Here is a 20,138-nt window from a genome sequence, read left to right as displayed (position 1 = left end):
TGAATGCGGTGCAGTGCCTGTCGCAGCGGAAGCTAACCGATCAGGTCAAGTATGCAATTGGCCACCGACATTTTACTTCCGGCAGCCTCATTCACTATAACTCCGTGCCGATCGAGCACCGTCACCGTGTTACGTTCCGTGCCGAAACCCACCGTTTCCCCGTCCACATAACCGACGCGGTTCACCACCAGAAAGTCGCATCCCTTGCGGGAAATTTTCTCCCGGCCGAGGTTCAGCAGCCGGTCGGCATCCGCTTCGGTTTCGGCGGCGAAGCCGATGATCACCTGGCCCGGCCTGCTCGTAGCGGATAGCCCGGCCAGAATGTCGGGGTTCTTGACCAATTCCAGGGTGAGGGTGTCCCCCGCCTCTTCCTTTTTGATTTTGCCGTGCTGTACCGCTGTGGGTCGATAGTCGGCAACGGCGGCGGCCATGATGATCACGTCGGCCGCTGAGGCAGCGGTCGTCATGGCCTCCTGCATTTCGAGGGCACTGGTGACCATAACGGTCGTGATGCTGGTCGGAACGGGCACTTCGAGGTTGGCAGCGACGAGCGTAACCACTGCCCCCCGGGCCAGCGCGGCTTGGGCGAGCGCGACGCCCTGCCGGCCGCTGGATCTGTTGCCGAGAAACCGCACCGGGTCGAGCGGTTCGCGCGTGCCACCGGCACTAATCAGCACCCGGCGACCGGTCAGATCGTGCAGAACGGATGCCGCAGCCTCGCCAGCAGGCGACGTGCGGTCGAGCACGGCCAGGGCTACCGCAACGATGGTCTCCGGCTCCTCCATGCGGCCCGTGCCGGAGTCGGTGCCGGTGAGGCGGCCAACGCCGGGGCCGACGATGGTCACGCCGCGGGAACGCAGCACGGCCACGTTCGCTACGGTCGCCGGGTTGGTCCACATTTCGGTGTGCATGGCCGGGGCGATCACGAGCGGGGCTCTGCTGGCAAGAATGGTGTTGCCGAGCAGATCGTCGGCCAGGCCGACGGCAAGTTTGGCAATGCTATTGGCCGTGGCCGGGGCGACGACGATGAGGTCTGCTCCCTGGCCGATGGCCACGTGGCGCACTTCGGCGACACCCTCATACAGGTCGGTGTGCACCGGGTTGCGGGAGATGGCCTCGAGCGTCGGTTTGCCGATGAAACGCAGTGCCGCCGCAGTGGCGATCACGTGCACGGAGTCGCCGTTCAACACAAAAGCGCGCACGATGTTGACGGCCTTATACGCTGCGATGCCGCCGGTGATACCAACGACGATCGTGCGAGGTGTCTTCATCTTGCGCGCTTCGAGCGAGGTGGTTTAGGCCTCGACGATCGGGCGAGAAACGAGCTTGTCGTCGTTAATTTCACGCAGGGCCACGGAGAGCGGCTTGTCTTCGACGGTCGAGTCGACGAGCGGTCCGACGTTGTCGAACAGGCTGCCTTCGTGCAGGTCAGCGTAGTAGTCGTTGATCTGACGCGCACGCTTGGACGCAAAGATGACGAGAGCATACTTCGAGTCGACCTTGGAGAGCAGGTCGTCGATGGGCGGGTCAATGATGCCAGTGGGCTTGTTCGCCATTGCTGTCACACTCCTAATAGAGCACAGCCTGAGGCCGGTGCAAGTTTTGCGGGAAACGCACCGTTGGGCACGCAAGAATTCAGCAGAAGCGGGCGCTACGACATGCTTGTTGCAGCACGCATCTCCATCAAGTCTACGACCTCGCGGGCGGCGTCGGCGACATCGTGGTTGATCACCCGGTAATCGAACTCCCCCTGGGCGGCCAATTCAAGTTTCGCGGTCTCTAAACGGCGCGCCTGCTCGGCCGAATCCTCGGTGCCGCGACCGATCAGGCGGCGCACCAGTTCGTCCCAGCTCGGCGGCAACAAAAACACCAGGCGAGCCTCTGGCATGGCGCGGCGCACGGAGCGAGCACCCTGCAGATCGATCTCGAGCAGCACGCTGTTACCGGCGGCAATGGCCGCATCGACCGGGCCGCGCGGCGTGCCATAGCGGTAGGCGTTGTGCACCTTGGCCCACTCAAGCAGTTCCCCAGCCTCGATCATGCGGTCAAATTCGTCGTCGGAGACGAAGAAATAGCTGAGCCCCTCAGTCTCCCCCGGGCGCGGCGCTCGCGTGGTCGCCGAGACGGAAAGCAGCACGTCGGGATAATTCTCACGGATGTACCCGGCAACGGTTCCCTTGCCTACCGCGGTTGGTCCGGCGAGAACAATCAGTTTGGAATCGATGGTGCTCTTACGCAGGCTCGGCCGCTCGGACAGAAAGTCGCGGAGCCGGTCACGCTGGTGCCGACCGAGCCCGCCGAGGCGCTTGGACGGCGAAATTTCCAGTCGGTGAATGATGCGCTGCATTTTGGTCACGCCGATGGCCGGAATGCTCACAAGCAGTTCGGTCACCCGCAGCCGGCCCTCGACGCCGATCGGGTCCGCGACGGCGGTAGCGAGCACTTCGAGCGCGGTGCGGTCACCGGAGGCGACCTCGGCCTTGACCTTGGCGCGAGCCCGGCGTGCGGCGACCGCAGCGCGCGATGCGGCAACCCGGTCGACTTCGGGCGGGGTGGGACGGTGTTCAGCCACGGACGGCACCTACTTCGGCTACTCGGCGCTCAATGGCTTCTTGGATCCGGTGGGGTCCGGCCGAGAGCACACTGCGCGATTCACTCACGATAACCCCTCCGGCGTATCCGCCATATATCGAGATCAGATCCATAATATGCCCACCCTGGTGTCCAAAGCCCGGCGCGAGCACCGGGGTTCGACATTCGGTTGGTGCCGCCTCCAGATCGATGCCGAATGATGGCAGGTCGAGGGTGGCTCCGAGCACGACGCCGATCGACCCGAAGCTCGTTGTCGGGCTCATTGCCGCGTTCGTTGCCGCGTGAGCGGATGCTGCCAGCGCGTTCCGCTCGGCGACGTCATCCAGAATGGCACGGGCGACGCTCGACCCGGCGCGCGGTCCGTCGGCAACGACCGCCCGCTGAATGTCGGCGGCCTCCGGGTTGGAGGTCGCGGCGAGCAAGAAAACACCCTTGCCGTACGTTGCCGCGAGGTTCAGCGGTGAGTCAAGCGAACCGACACCCATGTAGGCGGCGAGGGTGAGGGCATCCACCTCGAGCGGGGAACCGGGCGATAGCCAGGCCTGGGCGTAGGCTTCGACACTGCTGCCGAGGTCGCCGCGTTTGGCGTCGCCGATCACGAGCAAACCGGCCTGCCGGGCGTCGGCCAGCACGCGCTCGAGAGCGACGAAGCCGGCCGAGCCAAATCTTTCGAAGAAGGCAATCTGCGGTTTGACGATGCCGACTCGGCCGGCTGCTGCGGCAGCGACGACCGTGCGACCGAACGATTCCACGCCCGCCGCCGAGTCGGGCAGGTTCCACTCACCGAGCAGCCAGGAGTGCGGGTCGATGCCAACGCACAGCTGGCCTTGACGGGCAAACACCCGCGCGAGGCGATCACCGAAGGAGACGACCGGCCCGGTCGCCGCAGCACCGCCGTCCACAACACTCTCGTTGTTCACCGCACAGCCGCCGTTCACAAGAGGGCGGTTCGGGCCGTTGCGTATTCCTGAAGCGAGGTCACCTCGAACCCGTCGCGAATCGAGTCGATCGAAGCGACCGCAGCGCTAAGCTCGGCGATCGTGGTGAACAGCGGCAGGTCGCCGGCCACAGCCGCGGCGCGAATCTCATAGCCGTCGGCGCGAGCGGTGCTGCCACCGGGGGTGTTGATGACGATGTGAATCTCTTCGCGGCGAATGAGTTCGACGATCGACACGTCGTCGTCATTCGCTTTCTCGCTGAACTTGGTCACGATCCGGGCGCGAATGCCATTGCGGTGCAACACCTCGGCGGTACCAATGGTCGCGGCGATCTCGTAGCCGAGCTGCTGCAGGCGAAGCATCGGCAGGATGATCGCGCGCTTGTCGCGGTCGGAGACCGACACGAAAACGGTGCCGGAGAGCGGAATTCCGCCGTAGGCAGCGAGCTGGCTCTTGGCGAAGGCCCGCGGAAAGTCCCGATCGATGCCCATGACCTCGCCGGTGGAACGCATCTCCGGGCCGAGGATCGAGTCCACGACCAGGCCCTCCGGGGTGCGGAACCGGTTGAACGGCAGCACGGCCTCCTTCACGGCCACCGGCGCTTCGATCGGCACGCGCGAGCCGTCGATGAGCGGCAGCTTACCGTCGGCCTTGAGCTCGGCAATGGTCGTGCCGACCATGATGAGCGCCGCGGCCTTGGCCAACGTGATGCCGAGGGCCTTGGCGACAAACGGCACCGTGCGGGAGGCACGCGGGTTGGCTTCGAGTACGTAGAGCACGCCAGCGCCGATCGCGAACTGCACGTTGAGCAGGCCCTTCACACCGATACCGCGAGCGATGCCGAGTGTGGCCTCGCGCACTCGGTCGATTTCGGCGCGGCCGAGGGTGACCGGCGGCAGGGTGCAGCTCGAGTCGCCGGAGTGAATGCCCGCCTCTTCGATGTGCTCCATCACGCCGCCGATGTACAGCTCGTGGCCGTCGTAAATGGCGTCGACGTCGATTTCGATTGCGTCATCCAGAAAACGGTCAACCAAAAGCGGATGCCCGGCGCCGATGATTCCCTGTCCGGCCATCCGCTTGAAATAGTCGGCGAGCGACAAGGAATCGTAGACGATCTCCATGCCGCGGCCACCGAGCACGTAGCTGGGGCGCACGAGCACCGGATAGCCGATTTCTTCGGCCACCACGACGGCGCCGCCGAAGTCGATCGCCGTTCCGTTTCGAGGAGCGAGCAGGCCGGCGTCATCGAGGATCTTCGAGAACAGGCCGCGTTCCTCGGCGAGGTCAATCGCGTCGGGCGTGGTGCCGAGAATGGGAATGCCGGCGGCTTCCAGACCGCGGGCCAGGCTGAGCGCGGTCTGGCCGCCGAGCTGCACGACCACACCGACGAGTTCGCCGCTCTGACTTTCGGCGTGGATGACCTCGAGCACGTCTTCCAGGGTGAGCGGTTCGAAGTAGAGCCGGTCGCTCGTGTCGTAGTCGGTGGAGACCGTCTCCGGGTTGCAGTTGATCATGATGGTCTCGTAGCCGGCCTCAGACAGGGCGAAGGAGGCGTGTACGCAGGAGTAGTCGAATTCCACGCCCTGACCAATGCGGTTCGGGCCGGAGCCGAGAATAACGACCTTGCGGCGGTCGCTGGCCACAACCTCAGTCTCGTCGTCGTAGCTTGAGTAGTGGTACGGCGTGAGGGCCGGAAACTCCCCCGCGCAGGTATCAACGGTCTTGAAGACGGGCCGCACGCCGAGAATATGACGCACGGTGCGAACATCCGCTTCGCCAAAGCCGCGCAACTGCCCGATTTGAGCGTCGGAGAAGCCGTGATCCTTGGCCAGGATCATCACGTCGCGGTCGAGACGGTCGGCAGCGGCAACCTGGTCGGCGATTTCATTGATCAGCACGATCTGGTCGATGAACCAGGGGTCGATCTTGGTAGCTTCGAAGACCTGGTCGATCGTTGCGCCGCGGCGGAGTGCCTGTTGCACGGTCACGATGCGGCCGTCGGTGGGAATTTCAGCAGAGGCGAGCAGCTCGGCGACCGTGCGAGTCTCTTCACCCCAGTGAAAGCTCGATCCGCGCTTCTCGAGCGACCGCAGGGCCTTCTGCAAAGCGGATGCGAAGCTGCGGCCGATGGCCATGGCCTCGCCGACCGATTTCATGGTTGTGGTCAGGCGCGGGTCAGCGGCCGGAAACTTCTCAAACGCGAAGCGTGGCACCTTGACCACGACGTAGTCGAGGGTCGGCTCGAAGCTCGCCGGGGTGACCCCGGTGATGTCGTTGGGAATCTCATCGAGTCGATAGCCGAGGCTAAGCTTCGCGGCGATCTTGGCGATCGGAAAGCCGGTCGCCTTGCTGGCCAAGGCGGAGGAACGCGAGACCCGCGGGTTCATCTCGATCACGATAACGCGACCGTCGGCTGGGTTGATGGCGAATTGGATGTTGCAGCCACCGGTGTCGACGCCGACCGCGCGGATGATGTCAATCGAGATGTCGCGCAGGTGCTGGTATTCGCGGTCGGTCAGGGTCAGTGCCGGAGCGACGGTGATCGAGTCGCCGGTGTGCACGCCGACCGGGTCGACGTTTTCGATCGAGCAGACCACGACGGTGTTGTCGGCCGTGTCGCGCATCATTTCAAGCTCGTACTCTTTCCAGCCGAGAATCGACTCTTCGAGCAGAACCTCGGTGGTCGGGCTGTGGTGCAGGCCGTCGGTGACGATGCGGCGCAGTTCCACCTCGGTATAAGCGAAGCCGGAGCCGAGGCCACCCATAGTGAAGGAGGGGCGCACCACGAGCGGGTAGCCGAGGTCATCGGCGTACCCGACTGCTTCTTCTACCGTGCGGGCAATAAAGGAGCGCGCCACGTCGGCCCCGGCGTCGAGCACGAGCTGCTTGAAGATCATGCGGTCTTCGCCCTTGTTGATGGCGTCGAAACTCGCGCCGATCAACTCAACGTTGTACTTTTCCAGGATTCCACGCTCGTGCAGCTGGATCGCCGCGTTGAGGGCGGTCTGCCCGCCCAGGGTGGGCAGAATCGCATCCGGTCGTTCCTTGGCGATGATCGTCTCAAGAATTTCGGCCGTGATCGGTTCGATGTAGGTCGCGTCGGCGAAGTCGGGATCGGTCATGATGGTGGCCGGGTTGGAGTTGACCAGGATGACGCGCACGCCCTCCTCGCGAAGCACCCGGCAGGCCTGAGTACCGGAGTAGTCGAACTCGCAGGCCTGGCCGATGACGATCGGGCCGCTGCCGATGACAAGAACGCTATTGATATCGTCGCGCTTGGGCATTATTTGGTCTCTCCTGCAACGGCGCCCTGTGAAGCCAGCACAACGTCTCTGAATCGGTCGAAAAGGTGGTTGGCGTCGTGCGGACCGGAGGCTGCCTCCGGGTGGTACTGCACCGAAAACGCGTTGATGTCGAGGCAGCGAATGCCCTCGACCACCTGGTCGTTCAGGCTGTAGTGGCTGACCTCGACCCGGCCGAAGCCGGTGCGCGACTCGTGCACGCCTTCGATGGGCATGTCAACGGCAAAGCCGTGGTTTTGCGAGGTGATCTCGACCCGGCCGGTGGTTTTGTCGAGCACCGGTTGGTTGATGCCGCGGTGGCCGAACGGCAGCTTGTAGGTGCGAAAGCCGAGCGCTCGGCCGAGCAGCTGATTGCCGAAGCAGATACCGAAGTAGGGAATCCCCGCGCGCAGCACCTCCTGCAGCAGATCGACGTGAGCGTCGGAGGCGGCCGGGTCGCCGGGCCCATTCGAAAAGAACAGCGCGGAGGGCTTGAGCGACAAGACGTGTTCGGCGGTGACCGACTGCGGCAGTACGAGCACCTCGAACCCACGTTCGGCGAGGTAGGTCAGGGTGCTGGTCTTCACACCGAGATCGAGCACGGCCACGGAGCCGATGCGTTCGCCCTGAGCTGGAACGGAGAAGGGTTCGACGGTCGAGACCTCAAGCGAGAGGTTACGGCCGCGCATTCCAACGCCACCGAGCACACGCTCCAGCTGTTCGCTGTCGGACAATTCGAACTCGTCGCCGGAGAAGATTCCGCTTTTCATCGCGCCCGCCGAGCGGATGTGGCGGGTGATCGCGCGGGTATCGATGCCGCTGATGCCGACAACGCCCTGCGCTTTCAGGTCATCGTCGAGCGTGCGGGTGGCGCGAAAATTGGAGGCCATGCGTGCGGGTTCGCGCACGATGAAGCCGGCCACCCAGATCTGGCTGGACTCCATGTCGTCATCGTTCATGCCGGTGTTGCCCACGTGCGGGGCGGTCATCAGCACGATCTGACCGGCGTAGGACGGGTCGGTCAGGGTTTCCTGGTAACCGGTCATGCCGGTGGCGAAGACTATTTCGCCGAGCGTCTGGCCCGTACTGCCGTAGCTGCGGCCGACGAAGCGGCGGCCGTCTTCGAGTACGAGCACGGCCGGTCCGGGCTTGTCGGTCACCGAGAACGTTGTTTTCACGACAGCGGATGCGACGGCTTGGTCTGGTTCTGCCTGGTCAGGTGCGGTGGAGTCGGGCACGTCAGGCCTCACTTTCGTCTTGATGGGCCGCAGGCTCGGTCGGCCTCGTAGCCGAGGCTGTCAGGGTTCGGATCGAGTCGACGAGGCGAGTTCGATCATGGGGGTCGATGATGCGGAAGAAGCTGTCAACGGCGCGGCGGTCGTCGTCGGTTGCAGTAGTACCCGACGTGGGGCCGGAAGCCAGCCGCCAGCCGAGACGGACGAGTCCATCGGTTTCGACCACACGGTCGATGGCGACCTGGGCCGCACCGACCGCATCGATGGCGCTGGCCGGTACGAAAACCGGTTGGTTACCGTCGAGGTCGAGAATGACTCCGATCTCGGTGACAGTCAGCGCGGCGCGGGCGCGAAAGCCTAGGCCGGGCACGGCGAGTCGTTCTAGCGGGGCATCGCGCGGTGTCGTGGCGACGTAGTACGCCTCGGCGCCGGCCAGGGTTACACCGGCGGTTTCCGGCATGGGGTAACCGGCGGTGAGCGCGGCATCCCGTCGGCTGCGCCTCCGCCAGCTGCGCCACATGAGAATCAGAACACCGAGCAGAACCAGCCCGGTGATGATGGCGGGAATGGTTCTATCCATGGGTGGTATCTCCAGTTCGGTGGCCAGCTATGTCGAGGCGACCGCGTGCGATTGTGTCCTGCACAGTTCCGCCCAACACCGTGGCATAGCCGCGATGGAACGTCGACAGCACCTGCCCGGGCAGCGTCATCGACAGGTACGGCGAGTTCACGCTCGTGCCCGCGAGGTCGGCGCGGCCGAAGATGCGGGTGGCCGAGGGGTCGTAGAGGGTCAGCTCGGCCGGTGAGCCGACCGCGATGGGATTGCCCTGGCCGGGGATGCGTCCGATTCGTGCCGGTGTGCGGGAGAGCACCCGTTCGATATCAGACCAATCGAGCATCCCCGTCGCAACGACGGCCGCGTGCACGACCGACAGCGCCGATTCCAACCCGACCATGCCGTTGGCTGCGGCATCCCACTCGCAGTCCTTGCTTTCGGTCGGGTGTGGAGCGTGGTCGGTGGCAACGATATCGATCGTGCCGTCGGCCAGTCCGGCGCGGAGCGCCTCGACGTCTTCGCGGCGCCGGAGCGGCGGGTTGACCTTGAAGCGGGCGTCGTAGCCGCGCACGAGGTCTTCGGTCAGTAAGAGGTGATGCGGGGTGACCTCGGCGGTGACGTTGATGCCGCGGGCCTTGGCCCAGCGAATCACGTCGACCGAACCGGCGGTAGAAACATGGCAGACGTGGAGGCGGGACCCGACATGCTCGGCCAGCAGCACGTCCCTGGCGATGATGGACTCTTCGGCGACGGCTGGCCAACCCACGAGTCCGAGTTCACCCGACACCGCACCCTCGTTCATCTGGGCTTTCTCGGTGAGGCGTGGTTCCTGGGAGTGCTGGGCGATGACCCCGTCGAAGGCCTTCACGTATTCGAGCGCGCGGCGCATGAGCAGCGGGTCCGAGACGCAGAATCCGTCATCGGAGAACACCCGAACCCGGGCGCGGCTCGACGCCATCGCGCCGAGTTCGGCCAGTTGCTGGCCGGCCAACCCCACGGTGACGGCGCCGATCGGCTGCACGTCTACGTAGCCGGCGCTTTCGCCAAGGGCAAGCACCTGCTCGACCACACCGGCGGTGTCCTGGGCCGGAAGCGTGTTTGCCATGGCGAACACGCTCGTGAAGCCGCCGCGCGCAGCAGCCCTGCTGCCGCTCAGCACCGTTTCGCTGTGCTCGTAGCCGGGCTCGCGCAGGTGGGCGTGCAGGTCGACGAGCCCTGGCAGCGCCAGCAAGCCGTCGGCATCGATCAGGCTCTCACCGCTCTGCGACAGGCCGGTGCCGAGTTCGGCAATGCGAGTGCCGGTCAAACGGATGTCGGTGCGCGTGCCGTCCGGCAGGGTCGCGCCCCGGATGAGCCAGTTTTCTTGCATGCCGTGGTGCTGCAATCCGTCAATCGACATTCTTCAATTCCTTCCGATCACCGGATAAGAGCAGATAGAGCGCGGCCATTCGCACGGACACACCGTTGGTGACTTGCTCGAGCACGGTCGAATTGGCGGAGTCCGCCGCCGCAGAGCAGATTTCCAGGCCGCGATTCATCGGGCCGGGGTGCATAACAATGCTAGCTGGGCCGAGCCGGCCAAATCGCGCCTCGTCGAGGCCCCATACTCGGGAATACTCACGGGTGCTGGGAAAGAAGGCCGCGCTCATCCGCTCGGTCTGAATTCGTAACATCATGACCACGTCGGGTGCAGCGTCGATCGCGTCGTCGAGGTCGAAGTTGAACCGCGCCGGCCAGAGCGAGGTATCGCTTGGCACCAGGGTTGGCGGAGCGACAAATGTGACCTCGGCGCCGAGAACGGTCAGCAACCAGAGGTTGGAGCGGGCCACCCGGGAATGCAGCACGTCGCCGACGATCGTGACGGTAACGCCGTCAAGGCCGCGTCCACGCGAGGCAGCGCCGTGAATGCGGCGCCGGATGGTGAAGGCGTCGAGCAGCGCCTGGGTGGGATGCTCGTGGGTGCCGTCGCCGGCGTTGATGATGCCGGCATCGATCCATCCACTCGCGGCGAGCACAGCGGGGGCGCCAGAGGCCGGATGGCGGATCACGACACCGTCGGCGCCGATCGCGGCGAGGGTCTGGGCGGTATCCTTGAGGCTTTCACCCTTGGAGACGCTGGACCCCTTGGCGCTGAAGTTGATGACATCGGCGCTGAGCCGTTTAGCTGCAGCTTCGAACGAGATGCGGGTGCGGGTAGAGTCTTCGAAAAACAGGTTGACGACCGTCTTGCCGCGCAGGGTGGGGAGTTTTTTGACCTCCCGCTGGGCGACATCCGCCATGTCCTCGGCGATGTCAAGCAGGGTGATCGCGTCGTCCCTGGCCAGGTCTTTGGTCGAGAGCAGGTGTCTCATCGGTTGCTCCCCCCGTCAATCGAGACGAACTCGTCGCCGTCGACCTCATTGATGTGCACGTTGATGCGTTCATCCGTCGCGGTCGGCAGGTTACGGCCAACAAAGTCGGCGCGAATCGGCAACTCGCGGTGCCCGCGATCGATGAGCACGGCGAGGCGCACGATGGTGGGGCGGCCGTGGTCACCGAGCGCATCGAGAGCGCTGCGGATGGTGCGGCCCGAGTAGAGCACGTCGTCGACGAGCACCACGGTTGTCCCGTTGATACTGCCGGGAACCTGGGTGCGTGACGGGGTGCGGGTGCGCCCGTGTGCGAGGTCGTCGCGGTAGAGCGTGACGTCGAGGGATCCGACCCGCACGCCGCTTGCTGCCGGTTCGATGCGTTGGATAATCTCGGCGATGCGCCGGCCCAGAATCACGCCCCTGGTCGGAATACCGAGGATGACGAGATTGTCCGGACCACGATTGGACTCCAAAATCTCATGGGCGATTCGAGTCAACGCGCGGGTGATGTCAGCCTGAGTGAGCACAATGTGCGCCAAATGCCGACCTCCTTCCCCGTCTCACAGGACGGATATTAAAGGATGTCTAAGTTGTATCTACCCTAGCCGCTCCCCCGGCCGGTAGGGAACGGCCGGGTTAGAACGCTCCGGCGACGAAGGCGGCGAACTCGGCCTGATCGCTCAGGCTGCCGCGGTACTGGCGACCGTCAACAAGAATGGTCGGGGTGCCACTGACGGCCTCGATCTCCGCGCCCTCGATCGGGCCGGTCAGGGCAGCGTCGGTGTTGTTCTGCGACCAGACCTGATAATCGCCAGATTCCACGCAGTCGACGATACTCACGTTACCCGGTGCGAGGTCGATCAGTTCGGCGTCGCTGAGCCCGGATGTGTTTTCCGTCGGCTGCTGAGCGAACAGCGCCGAGAGATAGGCGAGAGTGCTGTCGGGGTTGAGCGTAGCCTGGCAGGTGAGGGCGGCAGACGCCCTTGATGAATAGTTCGTTCCCTGCGAGGCTCGGTCGAGGAAGGTGAGCGAGTGCACGCGCAGGGTGATCACGCCGCTCTCGACGCCCGCGGCCAGCAGTTCTCCGTTGGTCTGTTCAAACTGCGCGCAGAACGGGCACATCAAGTCGACGTACTCGTCGACGATCACCGTTCCGGTGCCGAATTCGAGATACCCTTTATCGAAATTGGCCGCCCCGACCTGACCGGTTGGCAGCGGCGCACTGGACCCGGGTGCTGACGAACTGAACGATCCCGAATCAGATCCCAGGGCAACAAAGAACGCGGCAACAGCGGAAGCAAAAATGATCGCCAGAGCGACCACGATAACGAACAGAGCGGTGCTTACATACCCGATGATGAGGCCAGCCAGCGCAAAACCACGGCCGACCTCGCCGCGGGCACGAATCTGCCCGAGCGCGATGTGGCCGCAGATCACGCCGACCAGCCCAACGAAGAACGACGACACGAAGGCGACAATGGCCAGGGTGTTGGTCTTCGGTGTCATCGAGAATGGCGGTGTCAGACGGGCGTCGGGCGCGGGGGCCGTATACGGGTTTGGCTGGCCCTGCTCGCCGTTCTGATCTGGCTGATTGGGCTGGGCGCCTTGTCCGGTGCTGGTCATCTTCGTGTCCTTCGGTGACGGGCCGGCCGCAACCGGCGTTCCAGCATTCTGCTGGTGGTTATGCCGATGGCGCGGTTTGAGCGATCTTGCCCAGCAGACCGTTGACGAAGCCGGCCGAGTCATCCGTTGAGAGAATTTTGGCCGCTTCAACGGCTTCATCGATGGCGACGGCGTGCGGGACGGCGTCGTTGTAGAGAATTTCCCAGATGCCGATGCGCAAAATGGCGCGATCGATGTTGGGCATGCGGGCCAGCGACCAGCCCTGCGAATAGGTCTCGATCAGTTCATCGATCTCTTCGCGGTGGTCGACGACCCCGTCGACGAGTTCACGGGCATACAGCCAGGACACGAGTCGAGCCGGCTCGCTTGCGGCGCGCTCTGCCTCGGTTGCGAGCGACTCTGGAATGCTGATCTGGCGAACATCGGCGGCGTACAAAATGTCGATGGCGCGCTTGCGTGCCTTGGTACGTGCGCTCATTCGTTGACGCGGCCGAGGTAGTCGCCGGTGCGGGTGTCGACCTTGACCTTGGTGCCCTGCTCCAGGAACAACGGAACCTGAATCTGGTACCCGGTCTCGACGGTGGCCGGCTTGGTGCCACCGGTGGAACGGTCGCCTTGCAGGCCCGGCTCGGTGTAGGTGATCTCCAGCGTGACGGATGCCGGCAGTTCGACGTACAGCGGGTTTCCGTTGTGCAGCGCAACGGTCACGGCCTGGTTTTCGAGCATGAAGTTGCTCGCATCCCCGACGACCGCAGCAGAGACGGTGATCTGGTCATAGTCAGCGACGTCCATGAAAACGTAGGAATCGCCGTCGTTGTAGAGGTACTGAAAGTCACGACGATCGACGTTTTCGGTCTCGATCTTGGCACCGGCGTTGAACGTGCGGTCAACGGTCTTGCCCGAAACGACGTTCTTCATCTTGGTACGAACGAAGGCGCCACCCTTGCCCGGCTTAACGTGCTGAAACTCGACAACGGCCCAAAGCTGGCCATCCATATTGAGTACGACGCCGTTTCTGATATCAGCGGTAGAAGCCATGAGAGGGGTGTTCCGTTCAATTGAGAAGGTGCGCGGGTGCAAATGGCACCTTGTCGAGTGTACGTGTCGAAGCCTCAGCTTGCCAAAGGCAATGCCGGGAAAGCTGTGTTACGGCTGGGTGACAAAGTCCAGCGCGAGCCGATACGAGTTGAACCCGAGGCCGGCAATGACTCCGGTCGCGATGGCACTCACGACGCTGGTGTGGCGAAACGTCTCGCGGGCATGCGGGTTGGAGATGTGCACCTCGATCAGCGGCAGGCCGGCCTTGGTCACCAGCGCTGCCGCATCCCGCAAGGCATAGCTGTAGTGCGTGAACGCAGCCGGATTCAGGATCACCGGCATCCGCTCATCGACGGCTTCGTAGAGCCAGTGAATGAGCTCGGCCTCGTCATCGGTCTGCCGCAGATCAATCACGACCCCCTCACGAGCGGATGCCCGAAGCAGCGCCCGCAGGTCGTCCAGGTTCGCCGACCCGTATACGTCGGGCTCGCGACTGCCGAGGCGTCCGAGATTCGGACCGTTCAGAACCAGAACTGTACTCATTGTCACAGCCTAGGGCGTGAGCACGGCGACTCCGTCGTCGTGCGCGACGAACAGTCCGGTGATGCGCATGAGCTTGCCAAATGACTCCGTCAATTCGGTCGCCCAGACCTGATCGGGGGCGGTGAGGGCTGCAGAGCCCGGTCGCTCGAGCGTCAAAATGATGCTGCCGCCGGGGGCCTCTTGGGTGAGCATGTCGTTGATCCTCACGGCGAAGGGCAGGGTCGACCCGGGCTCGGGCCGCACCGGAATGCCATCAATCGGGATCAGCACCGACAGCTGTTGGCCATATAGATCGAGCAACATGAGCCAGAGCTGTCGACGGATGGCGTGGCCGACCAGGTCGAAGACACGCGTGCGAGCCTCCTGCAATGTGGTCACTGGCGGGGCATCTTCGAGTTTCGTTGTGATTGTCATGCGCCCAGAATGAGCCAGCCGAGGGCACACCGCAGAGTTATCCACAAAAAATCTGTGGAGCCACGGTGCGGTGGATATCTTCCGGCGACAGAACACGATCTGATCAGCCTGTCCCCCGTGTTGTTCGACACAGTGTGGGTCAGGAGAGCTGCGCTCTCAAACCGTTCGCCCGCGACGCTGGCATTGACAAAGAAGTCGGATATCGCGGGCTGCGCGAGAAATACCTCGAGTTGCGCCGCGTCGGGAAGAGTGCGGCCGATTCGACGGCGGAGCGTGGATTCACGACTTCGCGCCTCTTCGGCAGCGCAGCACGACGTTACGCTCTCCTCCGAACGCTAGGCCGATTGGGTCCTCAAAGCCGGGGTCACCACCACCAGGTGCGGTGATCGATGCCGATCTCGACCGCAACCTTCACGATCGACTGCTCACTCTCCGCAACGCGGCGCACCGCATCCGCCCGAAGTTGCGGGGTGAAACGCCCATACGTTTTCTGTTCCATAAGTCCATCCAATTTACTTCTCAGAAGGACCATCCGGGAACACCGGATCACCGCACAGTCCATCCGGTATCGCACGACCCGAAGTCGCATAGGGTGACGCACTGTAGACGAGTCCAACGGAAATCGAGCGAAAGTCGTAGATCGCCCGTTCGGATGTCTTGGACGCCGTTCCCGTTGCGTGAAATCGTCACATCAAGTTCCTGATCCGTCCGTTCGCGTCTTGGCTGCTGTCGAGACGCTGTCAGGCTGCATCACCCGTGTCGATGAGCGCCTTCGCTGACGAGCAACGGGAGGTTGGGGAGCCAGAGCAACCCGAGCTGGAAAACCCGCAGGTCCGCATTAGTGTGCTCAGCGGCATGGATGTGTTTGAGTGGATTGCGGCAGTCGTGGGAGCCGTGCTCTTCATCGCGTCCTTGATCCGCACCATTCGGGCCAACCCCGACACGAGAATCCCCTTCAACCGGAATCCTCCGGTCATCCCGGCTGGATCCATCGCGATGCGGAGCATTGGCGCAGGACTCCTTGTCTTCGGCGGGGTCGCACTCACCAATGCCCATAGAACATCAGGAACAGGGCATGAGTCTCAATTGATCGGTCAGGTGTCCCGGCCAATGCCTATGGCCCGTGTCCGAACGGTCCCAGGGGGCGGCTAATCGGCCTACAGTCCGGGAAACGCGAGCACTACCGACTGAGCTTCGATCGGACGTTTTGTTGACCTTTATTGTCAGCATCCTTTTTATCGGTGCGGGTCTTGCGTTATCGGCGCGTTCGGAGATCCTCGAGGCTCAAGCCGCAAGTGACCGACATATCCCGCTCTGGAGAAACGATCAAAGTTACCGACGGCCACGGGCCAGCATGCTGATGCAAGCAGCGGCGGGACTCCTCGCGGTAATTGGCGCCGAATTCTTGCTCATCGTCTGGGGATCGGGCGCCATTCTTCTATCCAGTTTGGTGTTCGTGCCTCCAATCGTAATCATTGCGATTCACAACAAAGCCACTCGGGGGGGGCAACTAGCACGCGATTCCGTAAGAGGTCCAGCTTGCGGAGTGCTTACCCCCAGGAGAGTGTTGCAGAACTCAGAAGTGCTAATGATCAATGAGAATAGGGCCATGCCACACCCGAACGACATCATGAAGTTTCACGAACCACCTGTTCCCGAAGGGCAATCCGCCTATGTTTCTGGCGCCGGACCATCACTGGATTTCGACATAGTCGATTGGAGTGTTGCATGGCCCGCGCAATTCCAATTACTCGCCAAGGACATCGAGGATGCTCTGGGCTGGCGCGCGCTGGTCATCGAACATGTTGGTTCGACTTCCGTTCCAGGCCTCCCGGCCAAACCGATTATTGACATTGACCTGATCGTCGCCGACCCAAACGATGAGGCGTCATACGTTCCGGCACTTGAACGTGCCGGTTTCGAACTATGGGTTCGAGAACCTTGGTGGTTTGGACACCGCCTCCTGCGCCACCTGGAGCCGGCTTGCCATCTGCACGTCTTTGGCTATGACAGTCCCGAGGTAATCAAGCATCGAATCTTTCGCGACTGGCTTCGTGCCAATCCAGATGATCGCGTTCTCTACGCAGATACCAAGCGTGAAGCGGCAGCTTTGTCACGGGTCGCCGGCGAACATTCCATGCAGTACAACGCCCGCAAGGAACTCGTCATTAAAGAGATTTACCGTAAAGCGTTCATCGCCACAGGTTTACTCAAGGCTTAGGAACTACTCGAACGGGCGCGGCGTCCCGCTTCCGGAACGAAGCGCGAGTCGTCGATCGCCTATTGAATGTCCCGGCTACCGTCCGGCTACCGGACACTCGGTAGATCAAGGTCCAGTACATCCGTCTTCGACGGATGTACCAACAGGGCGTGCTGGAATGGCGCTCCGCGGTTGCCGGCCGTTTTTTTGGAGAGGTGCACGGCCGCTTGATGATCGGCGAGAACGTGAAGAACAGAGCGCTCATGGCTCTGCCGAGCAAATGCGGCTGCTGCTCCCATGAGAAGTGCACCGCCGCGCCCGCGCCCCTGAGCGCCGGGAGCGACGCATCCTGTTCGGTTCCACTTCAAAAGACGAACTCGTTCTCCCCGCACATCTTCTCCATGTCCCAAGTTTCCCACCTACTTCGATGATCGCTCCCACTCGGACCACTTGCTGTTGCTATCCTCGGTGTAGGGAGCGGAAAAGCACCCGGACCGGTGTTTATCTCAGTTCCACAGCGCTGATTCTCGGAGGTTTTGTGGTCGGGATCGGTGTCGCGGGGCGGGGATCATCTCCTCACACGGTGCGATGTTAGATTCTGCTCGAGGCTTCGACGTGAACGAACCCGCATGCACTGGCCTGCGTTGATGCGTCAGCATGCTGGGCGAATCCACCGGAACCCATTTACGAGACGGAGATAGTCGAGCTATGTACGCTCCCGCGAACCTTCCCATTGCCGTGCGCGCCGCTGTCGCTGGCGATCGAGGCGAGATCCTCCGGTTAGTCGCGCAAGTGTATTCGGACATGCACACGGTTTACGGCGGAGCCGCACCCGCTACCGACGCGGAATGGGAAGCGCGCGTCACAGCTTCTCTCGATCGGCGCCTCGGCAACGATGTCGCGATTTTTGTCGTAGAAGGTGCAGTCGGGCATCTGGCGTCCCTGGCCGTCGGGCGGATCAGTGAAACCTTGCCGAGCCCTAGGCACGCGCACTTCTTGGAGGGGTACGTCGACTGGGTGGGAACCGATTCCCAGTATCGAGGAAGGGGGTACGCATCCGCTGCGCTGCGTAAACTCCTGCAGTGGTTCCAAGCCAATGACGCGAGGTCGGTCTCCCTCAACGCGAGCCCCGACGCGGAATCGATCTACCTGCGCATGGGCTTCAACGACGACGGGCCGCGGGCCCTCAGCATTCGCCTCGGAGAGCACGCATTTTAGCCAACGAGGGGCTCAGCATAACTTCGCGTGGCGGTCGCCTTCCCGTTTCGTGCGTGCCGCACAAGTAACGCCGTACACGAGCCCCCCGAACACAGGGCGGTGAAATCGTCCCGCAGACGGTTCGGCTTGCGGGCACCCAGGCTGGCCATCACGATCGCCGTCGCCATTTACTCAGAACGTGTTCGCTGCTCACCACGGCAATGAACGATCTCATCATCACGGCAGAGTTGTGCCCGGCATCGAGAGGAAGGTACGTGCTCGCTCGAACGCGTTAGAAAGTACTTGCAAATTTGGCAACTACATGCCATATTGGTGGAAATAGGAAGGAACATCATGGAAAATCAATCCACGATCAGTCCCGCAGAAGCGCGCAGCCTTCTCAACCATGCGGACCGCCTCAGCCGACAGGCTCACGAATCGACACGCTGGCCATACATCACATTCATCCTTGCCCTCGGCGTATCCACCACGCTCGGGACGCTGGCAATGGGGTTGACCACCGGCTCAGCCTTTGGAATGGCCTACTTCGGCATGCTCACAGTAGGCCTGGCGTTGATCATCTTCTTATATCGATCAATGGACGGGCGTCGTTCGCAATGAGCCGGCGCTGGGGCGCATACATCGCGAGCCGGGCAGTCACCTACGCGGCCGCCATTGTCGTCGTCGCCTGGGTGCACGGCTCCGTCCTCTGGTCGGGCATCACCTCTGGCCTCGTCCTTGTCGTCACAATGGCTTGCGCTGCATTCGAGGCACGACGATGAGCACGGCCGAGAAAATACACCCTCGGCACCGACTAGATGACCATCTTCAGAACCCAGTTCGGTTCTCGATCATGGCCGCGCTCGCCCGAGCAGGCACACTCGGATTCCGCGAGGTCCGTGACGCCATCGAGGTCACGGACTCCGCATTGAGCAAGCAAGTCACTCTGCTCGAAACCGCGCACTACGTCTCAGTCGGCAAGGCATTCGTCGGCAAGATGCCCCGCACGTCCCTCACTCTGACCCGCCAAGGCCGCACCGCTTGGAAGTCCCACCTCGCTGCACTTACCGAGATCGCTGGCCAAGAGTAACCATCCCCATAAGGTAGCGGTCGTGGAACTCGGCCGCCGGCCGCAGAACTTCGGACCAAGTCGGATCGTGTTCGTAATCGTCGCCTACTCAGAGGTCCCACAGAGGGTTGGCGTTCAGAGGACGTCCGGCGCCAAGATCGCGGCCAGGTGCACACCTTTGAACCGAAGTTCGGTTACGCGGTTGGATCAACGGGTGCACCGTCTGTTTCAATGGGCTTTCCCGTGGGGCGAGCGTAGTAGGCCCATGGAAACCACATTGTTCCAATTCGTTGCCATCCCTCACCCTCTAGTCGGTGTCGGCTAGACCCGAATGCCGCGACCCGGAGGTGTTCCCATTGCTCATTCGATTGAATGACATCGTGGAAGTACATTCCGTAGCTAATTGAATGCCACCCGCCGCGTCCAGCTTCGGCTAACGCGTCCATCTCGTCAAACGCCGTCAGGGGAAAAAGTCGGCGTTTCTCGTCAGAGTGATGAACGTCGGTGCTGTCGAGAACCCGACCGAATCTCTGCTGAGCTGCTTGCCGACTCATGCCAAGTTGCTGCCCGATGCGTTCCCAGCTCACGCTCGCCTGACGAGCGGATGTGACTGCAAACTGCAAAAGCTGAGCTATTTCCTCAGCGCTTCGAGATGTCAGATCGATGAGGTGCAGATAGGAGTCGGGCTCGTGTTCCAGGCGCCCCGCCAGGGTTGGGTCGACTGAGGCAATTGCGTCTGACAGGGCGCGGCGCAGGCTGTCGTCGGTTTGTGCGGGTTCTTCGTTCATTGGTCGCGGGGTAGCTTGGCGCGTGCGAGCACTAGTGCAAGGGAGGCCCCAGCTGCGCCGAGCAGCAACGTGGCGACGACGAGCAATATGATCTTGATCCCAATGGAAGCAACGAGAAGTGTGGAAAGGGCGATGCCAACAGAAGCAAGCGCTATAAAAGGTGTGAATGCTGCCCACAATTTCCGGACCGGATTGTCGTGAACCATGTGTCAATCATAGATTGACGGATGAATTTGTCAACCCTGAATTGACGTGCGGCGCGCATCGGTTGCAATCCGTGTGCTTTCCGATGGCGTTATAGATTGCCTTGACC

23 protein-coding genes are annotated in these 20,138 nt (G+C 62.7%); 5 read left to right on the top strand and 18 right to left on the bottom strand.

The genetic code is table 11. The features are described 5' to 3' along the window. Positions 1–32 precede the first annotated feature (32 nt). The 16 genes from coaBC to CXY75_RS20740 form a co-directional block, all read right to left on the bottom strand. Positions 33–1,271: a bifunctional phosphopantothenoylcysteine decarboxylase/phosphopantothenate--cysteine ligase CoaBC gene (coaBC, locus tag CXY75_RS09580; protein WP_104082603.1), complete on the bottom strand. Its 1,239-nt coding sequence runs from the start codon at positions 1,269–1,271 to the stop codon at positions 33–35. A gap of 24 nt (positions 1,272–1,295) precedes the next feature. Continuing rightward, positions 1,296–1,556 (bottom strand): DNA-directed RNA polymerase subunit omega, encoded by a 261-nt coding sequence (rpoZ, locus tag CXY75_RS09575; RefSeq protein ID WP_092107764.1) that lies wholly within the window; start codon positions 1,554–1,556, stop codon positions 1,296–1,298. A gap of 95 nt (positions 1,557–1,651) precedes the next feature. Then, complete coding sequence (gene gmk / locus CXY75_RS09570; protein ID WP_104082788.1) at positions 1,652–2,572, bottom strand: guanylate kinase; 921 nt, start codon at positions 2,570–2,572, stop codon at positions 1,652–1,654. After that, positions 2,565–3,512 carry an orotidine-5'-phosphate decarboxylase gene (pyrF, locus tag CXY75_RS09565; protein ID WP_233201832.1) on the bottom strand — a complete coding sequence of 316 codons (948 nt, stop codon included), beginning with the start codon at positions 3,510–3,512 and terminating at the stop codon, positions 2,565–2,567. The genes gmk and pyrF overlap by 8 nt, the downstream gene beginning before the upstream one ends. 14 nt (positions 3,513–3,526) lie before the next feature. After that, positions 3,527–6,814, bottom strand: coding sequence for a carbamoyl-phosphate synthase large subunit (carB, locus tag CXY75_RS09560; RefSeq protein WP_104082602.1), 3,288 nt, complete (start codon positions 6,812–6,814; stop codon positions 3,527–3,529). Further along, a complete protein-coding gene (gene carA / locus CXY75_RS09555; protein ID WP_104082787.1) occupies positions 6,814–7,947 on the bottom strand; it encodes a glutamine-hydrolyzing carbamoyl-phosphate synthase small subunit in 1,134 nt (377 codons plus the stop codon). The genes carB and carA overlap by 1 nt, the downstream gene beginning before the upstream one ends. A 103-nt stretch (positions 7,948–8,050) precedes the next feature. Next, a complete protein-coding gene (locus tag CXY75_RS09550) occupies positions 8,051–8,626 on the bottom strand; it encodes a hypothetical protein (protein ID WP_104082601.1) in 576 nt (191 codons plus the stop codon). Then, positions 8,619–9,971, bottom strand: coding sequence for a dihydroorotase (locus CXY75_RS09545; protein WP_104082786.1), 1,353 nt, complete (start codon positions 9,969–9,971; stop codon positions 8,619–8,621). Before CXY75_RS09545 ends, CXY75_RS09550 begins: the two co-directional genes overlap by 8 nt. Positions 9,972–9,990: 19 nt before the next feature. Further along, complete coding sequence (locus tag CXY75_RS09540; RefSeq protein WP_104082600.1) at positions 9,991–10,953, bottom strand: aspartate carbamoyltransferase catalytic subunit; 963 nt, start codon at positions 10,951–10,953, stop codon at positions 9,991–9,993. After that, positions 10,950–11,492 carry a bifunctional pyr operon transcriptional regulator/uracil phosphoribosyltransferase PyrR gene (pyrR, locus tag CXY75_RS09535; RefSeq protein WP_104082599.1) on the bottom strand — a complete coding sequence of 181 codons (543 nt, stop codon included), beginning with the start codon at positions 11,490–11,492 and terminating at the stop codon, positions 10,950–10,952. Before pyrR ends, CXY75_RS09540 begins: the two co-directional genes overlap by 4 nt. Positions 11,493–11,589: 97 nt before the next feature. Next, complete coding sequence (locus tag CXY75_RS09530; RefSeq protein ID WP_158251174.1) at positions 11,590–12,576, bottom strand: thioredoxin domain-containing protein; 987 nt, start codon at positions 12,574–12,576, stop codon at positions 11,590–11,592. A gap of 58 nt (positions 12,577–12,634) precedes the next feature. Beyond that, positions 12,635–13,054: a transcription antitermination factor NusB gene (nusB, locus tag CXY75_RS09525; RefSeq protein ID WP_104082597.1), complete on the bottom strand. Its 420-nt coding sequence runs from the start codon at positions 13,052–13,054 to the stop codon at positions 12,635–12,637. Further along, positions 13,051–13,614, bottom strand: coding sequence for an elongation factor P (gene efp / locus CXY75_RS09520; protein WP_104082596.1), 564 nt, complete (start codon positions 13,612–13,614; stop codon positions 13,051–13,053). Before efp ends, nusB begins: the two co-directional genes overlap by 4 nt. 108 nt (positions 13,615–13,722) lie before the next feature. Continuing rightward, positions 13,723–14,157 carry a type II 3-dehydroquinate dehydratase gene (locus CXY75_RS09515; protein ID WP_104082595.1) on the bottom strand — a complete coding sequence of 145 codons (435 nt, stop codon included), beginning with the start codon at positions 14,155–14,157 and terminating at the stop codon, positions 13,723–13,725. 9 nt (positions 14,158–14,166) lie between these two features. Further along, on the bottom strand, positions 14,167–14,571 hold the full coding sequence (locus CXY75_RS09510; RefSeq protein ID WP_104082594.1) for a hypothetical protein: 405 nt from the start codon (positions 14,569–14,571) through the stop codon (positions 14,167–14,169). A gap of 364 nt (positions 14,572–14,935) precedes the next feature. Next, positions 14,936–15,070: a hypothetical protein gene (locus CXY75_RS20740; protein WP_255411780.1), complete on the bottom strand. Its 135-nt coding sequence runs from the start codon at positions 15,068–15,070 to the stop codon at positions 14,936–14,938. A 1,110-nt stretch (positions 15,071–16,180) separates the two neighbouring features. On the opposite strand from CXY75_RS20740, the gene CXY75_RS09500 reads away from it, so the two are divergent. From CXY75_RS09500 to CXY75_RS09480, 5 genes are all read left to right on the top strand, one after another. Next, complete coding sequence (locus CXY75_RS09500; RefSeq protein ID WP_104082592.1) at positions 16,181–16,792, top strand: GrpB family protein; 612 nt, start codon at positions 16,181–16,183, stop codon at positions 16,790–16,792. 687 nt (positions 16,793–17,479) lie between these two features. Further along, positions 17,480–17,989, top strand: coding sequence for a GNAT family N-acetyltransferase (locus CXY75_RS09490; RefSeq protein ID WP_158251173.1), 510 nt, complete (start codon positions 17,480–17,482; stop codon positions 17,987–17,989). Between the two features lie 333 nt (positions 17,990–18,322). Then, complete coding sequence (locus CXY75_RS20505; protein WP_233201831.1) at positions 18,323–18,589, top strand: hypothetical protein; 267 nt, start codon at positions 18,323–18,325, stop codon at positions 18,587–18,589. Continuing rightward, positions 18,586–18,750: a hypothetical protein gene (locus tag CXY75_RS20500; RefSeq protein ID WP_233201830.1), complete on the top strand. Its 165-nt coding sequence runs from the start codon at positions 18,586–18,588 to the stop codon at positions 18,748–18,750. Before CXY75_RS20505 ends, CXY75_RS20500 begins: the two co-directional genes overlap by 4 nt. Then, positions 18,747–19,058, top strand: a complete 312-nt coding sequence (locus CXY75_RS09480) for a transcriptional regulator (RefSeq protein WP_104082589.1) — start codon at positions 18,747–18,749, stop codon at positions 19,056–19,058. Before CXY75_RS20500 ends, CXY75_RS09480 begins: the two co-directional genes overlap by 4 nt. Before the next feature lie 173 nt (positions 19,059–19,231). Here the strand turns inward: CXY75_RS09480 and CXY75_RS09475 are convergent, their stop codons facing one another. After that, positions 19,232–19,825 (bottom strand): hypothetical protein, encoded by a 594-nt coding sequence (locus CXY75_RS09475; protein ID WP_104082588.1) that lies wholly within the window; start codon positions 19,823–19,825, stop codon positions 19,232–19,234. After that, positions 19,822–20,031, bottom strand: a complete 210-nt coding sequence (locus CXY75_RS09470; protein ID WP_104082587.1) for a hypothetical protein — start codon at positions 20,029–20,031, stop codon at positions 19,822–19,824. Before CXY75_RS09470 ends, CXY75_RS09475 begins: the two co-directional genes overlap by 4 nt. Positions 20,032–20,138 lie beyond the last annotated feature (107 nt).

Origin of the sequence: Cryobacterium sp. Y11 (assembly GCF_002929535.1) — a bacterium.
Taxonomy (GTDB): domain Bacteria; phylum Actinomycetota; class Actinomycetes; order Actinomycetales; family Microbacteriaceae; genus Cryobacterium.
The sequence above is the reverse complement of the archived record's forward strand: the minus strand, read 5'-3'. Positions and strand labels throughout refer to the sequence as shown.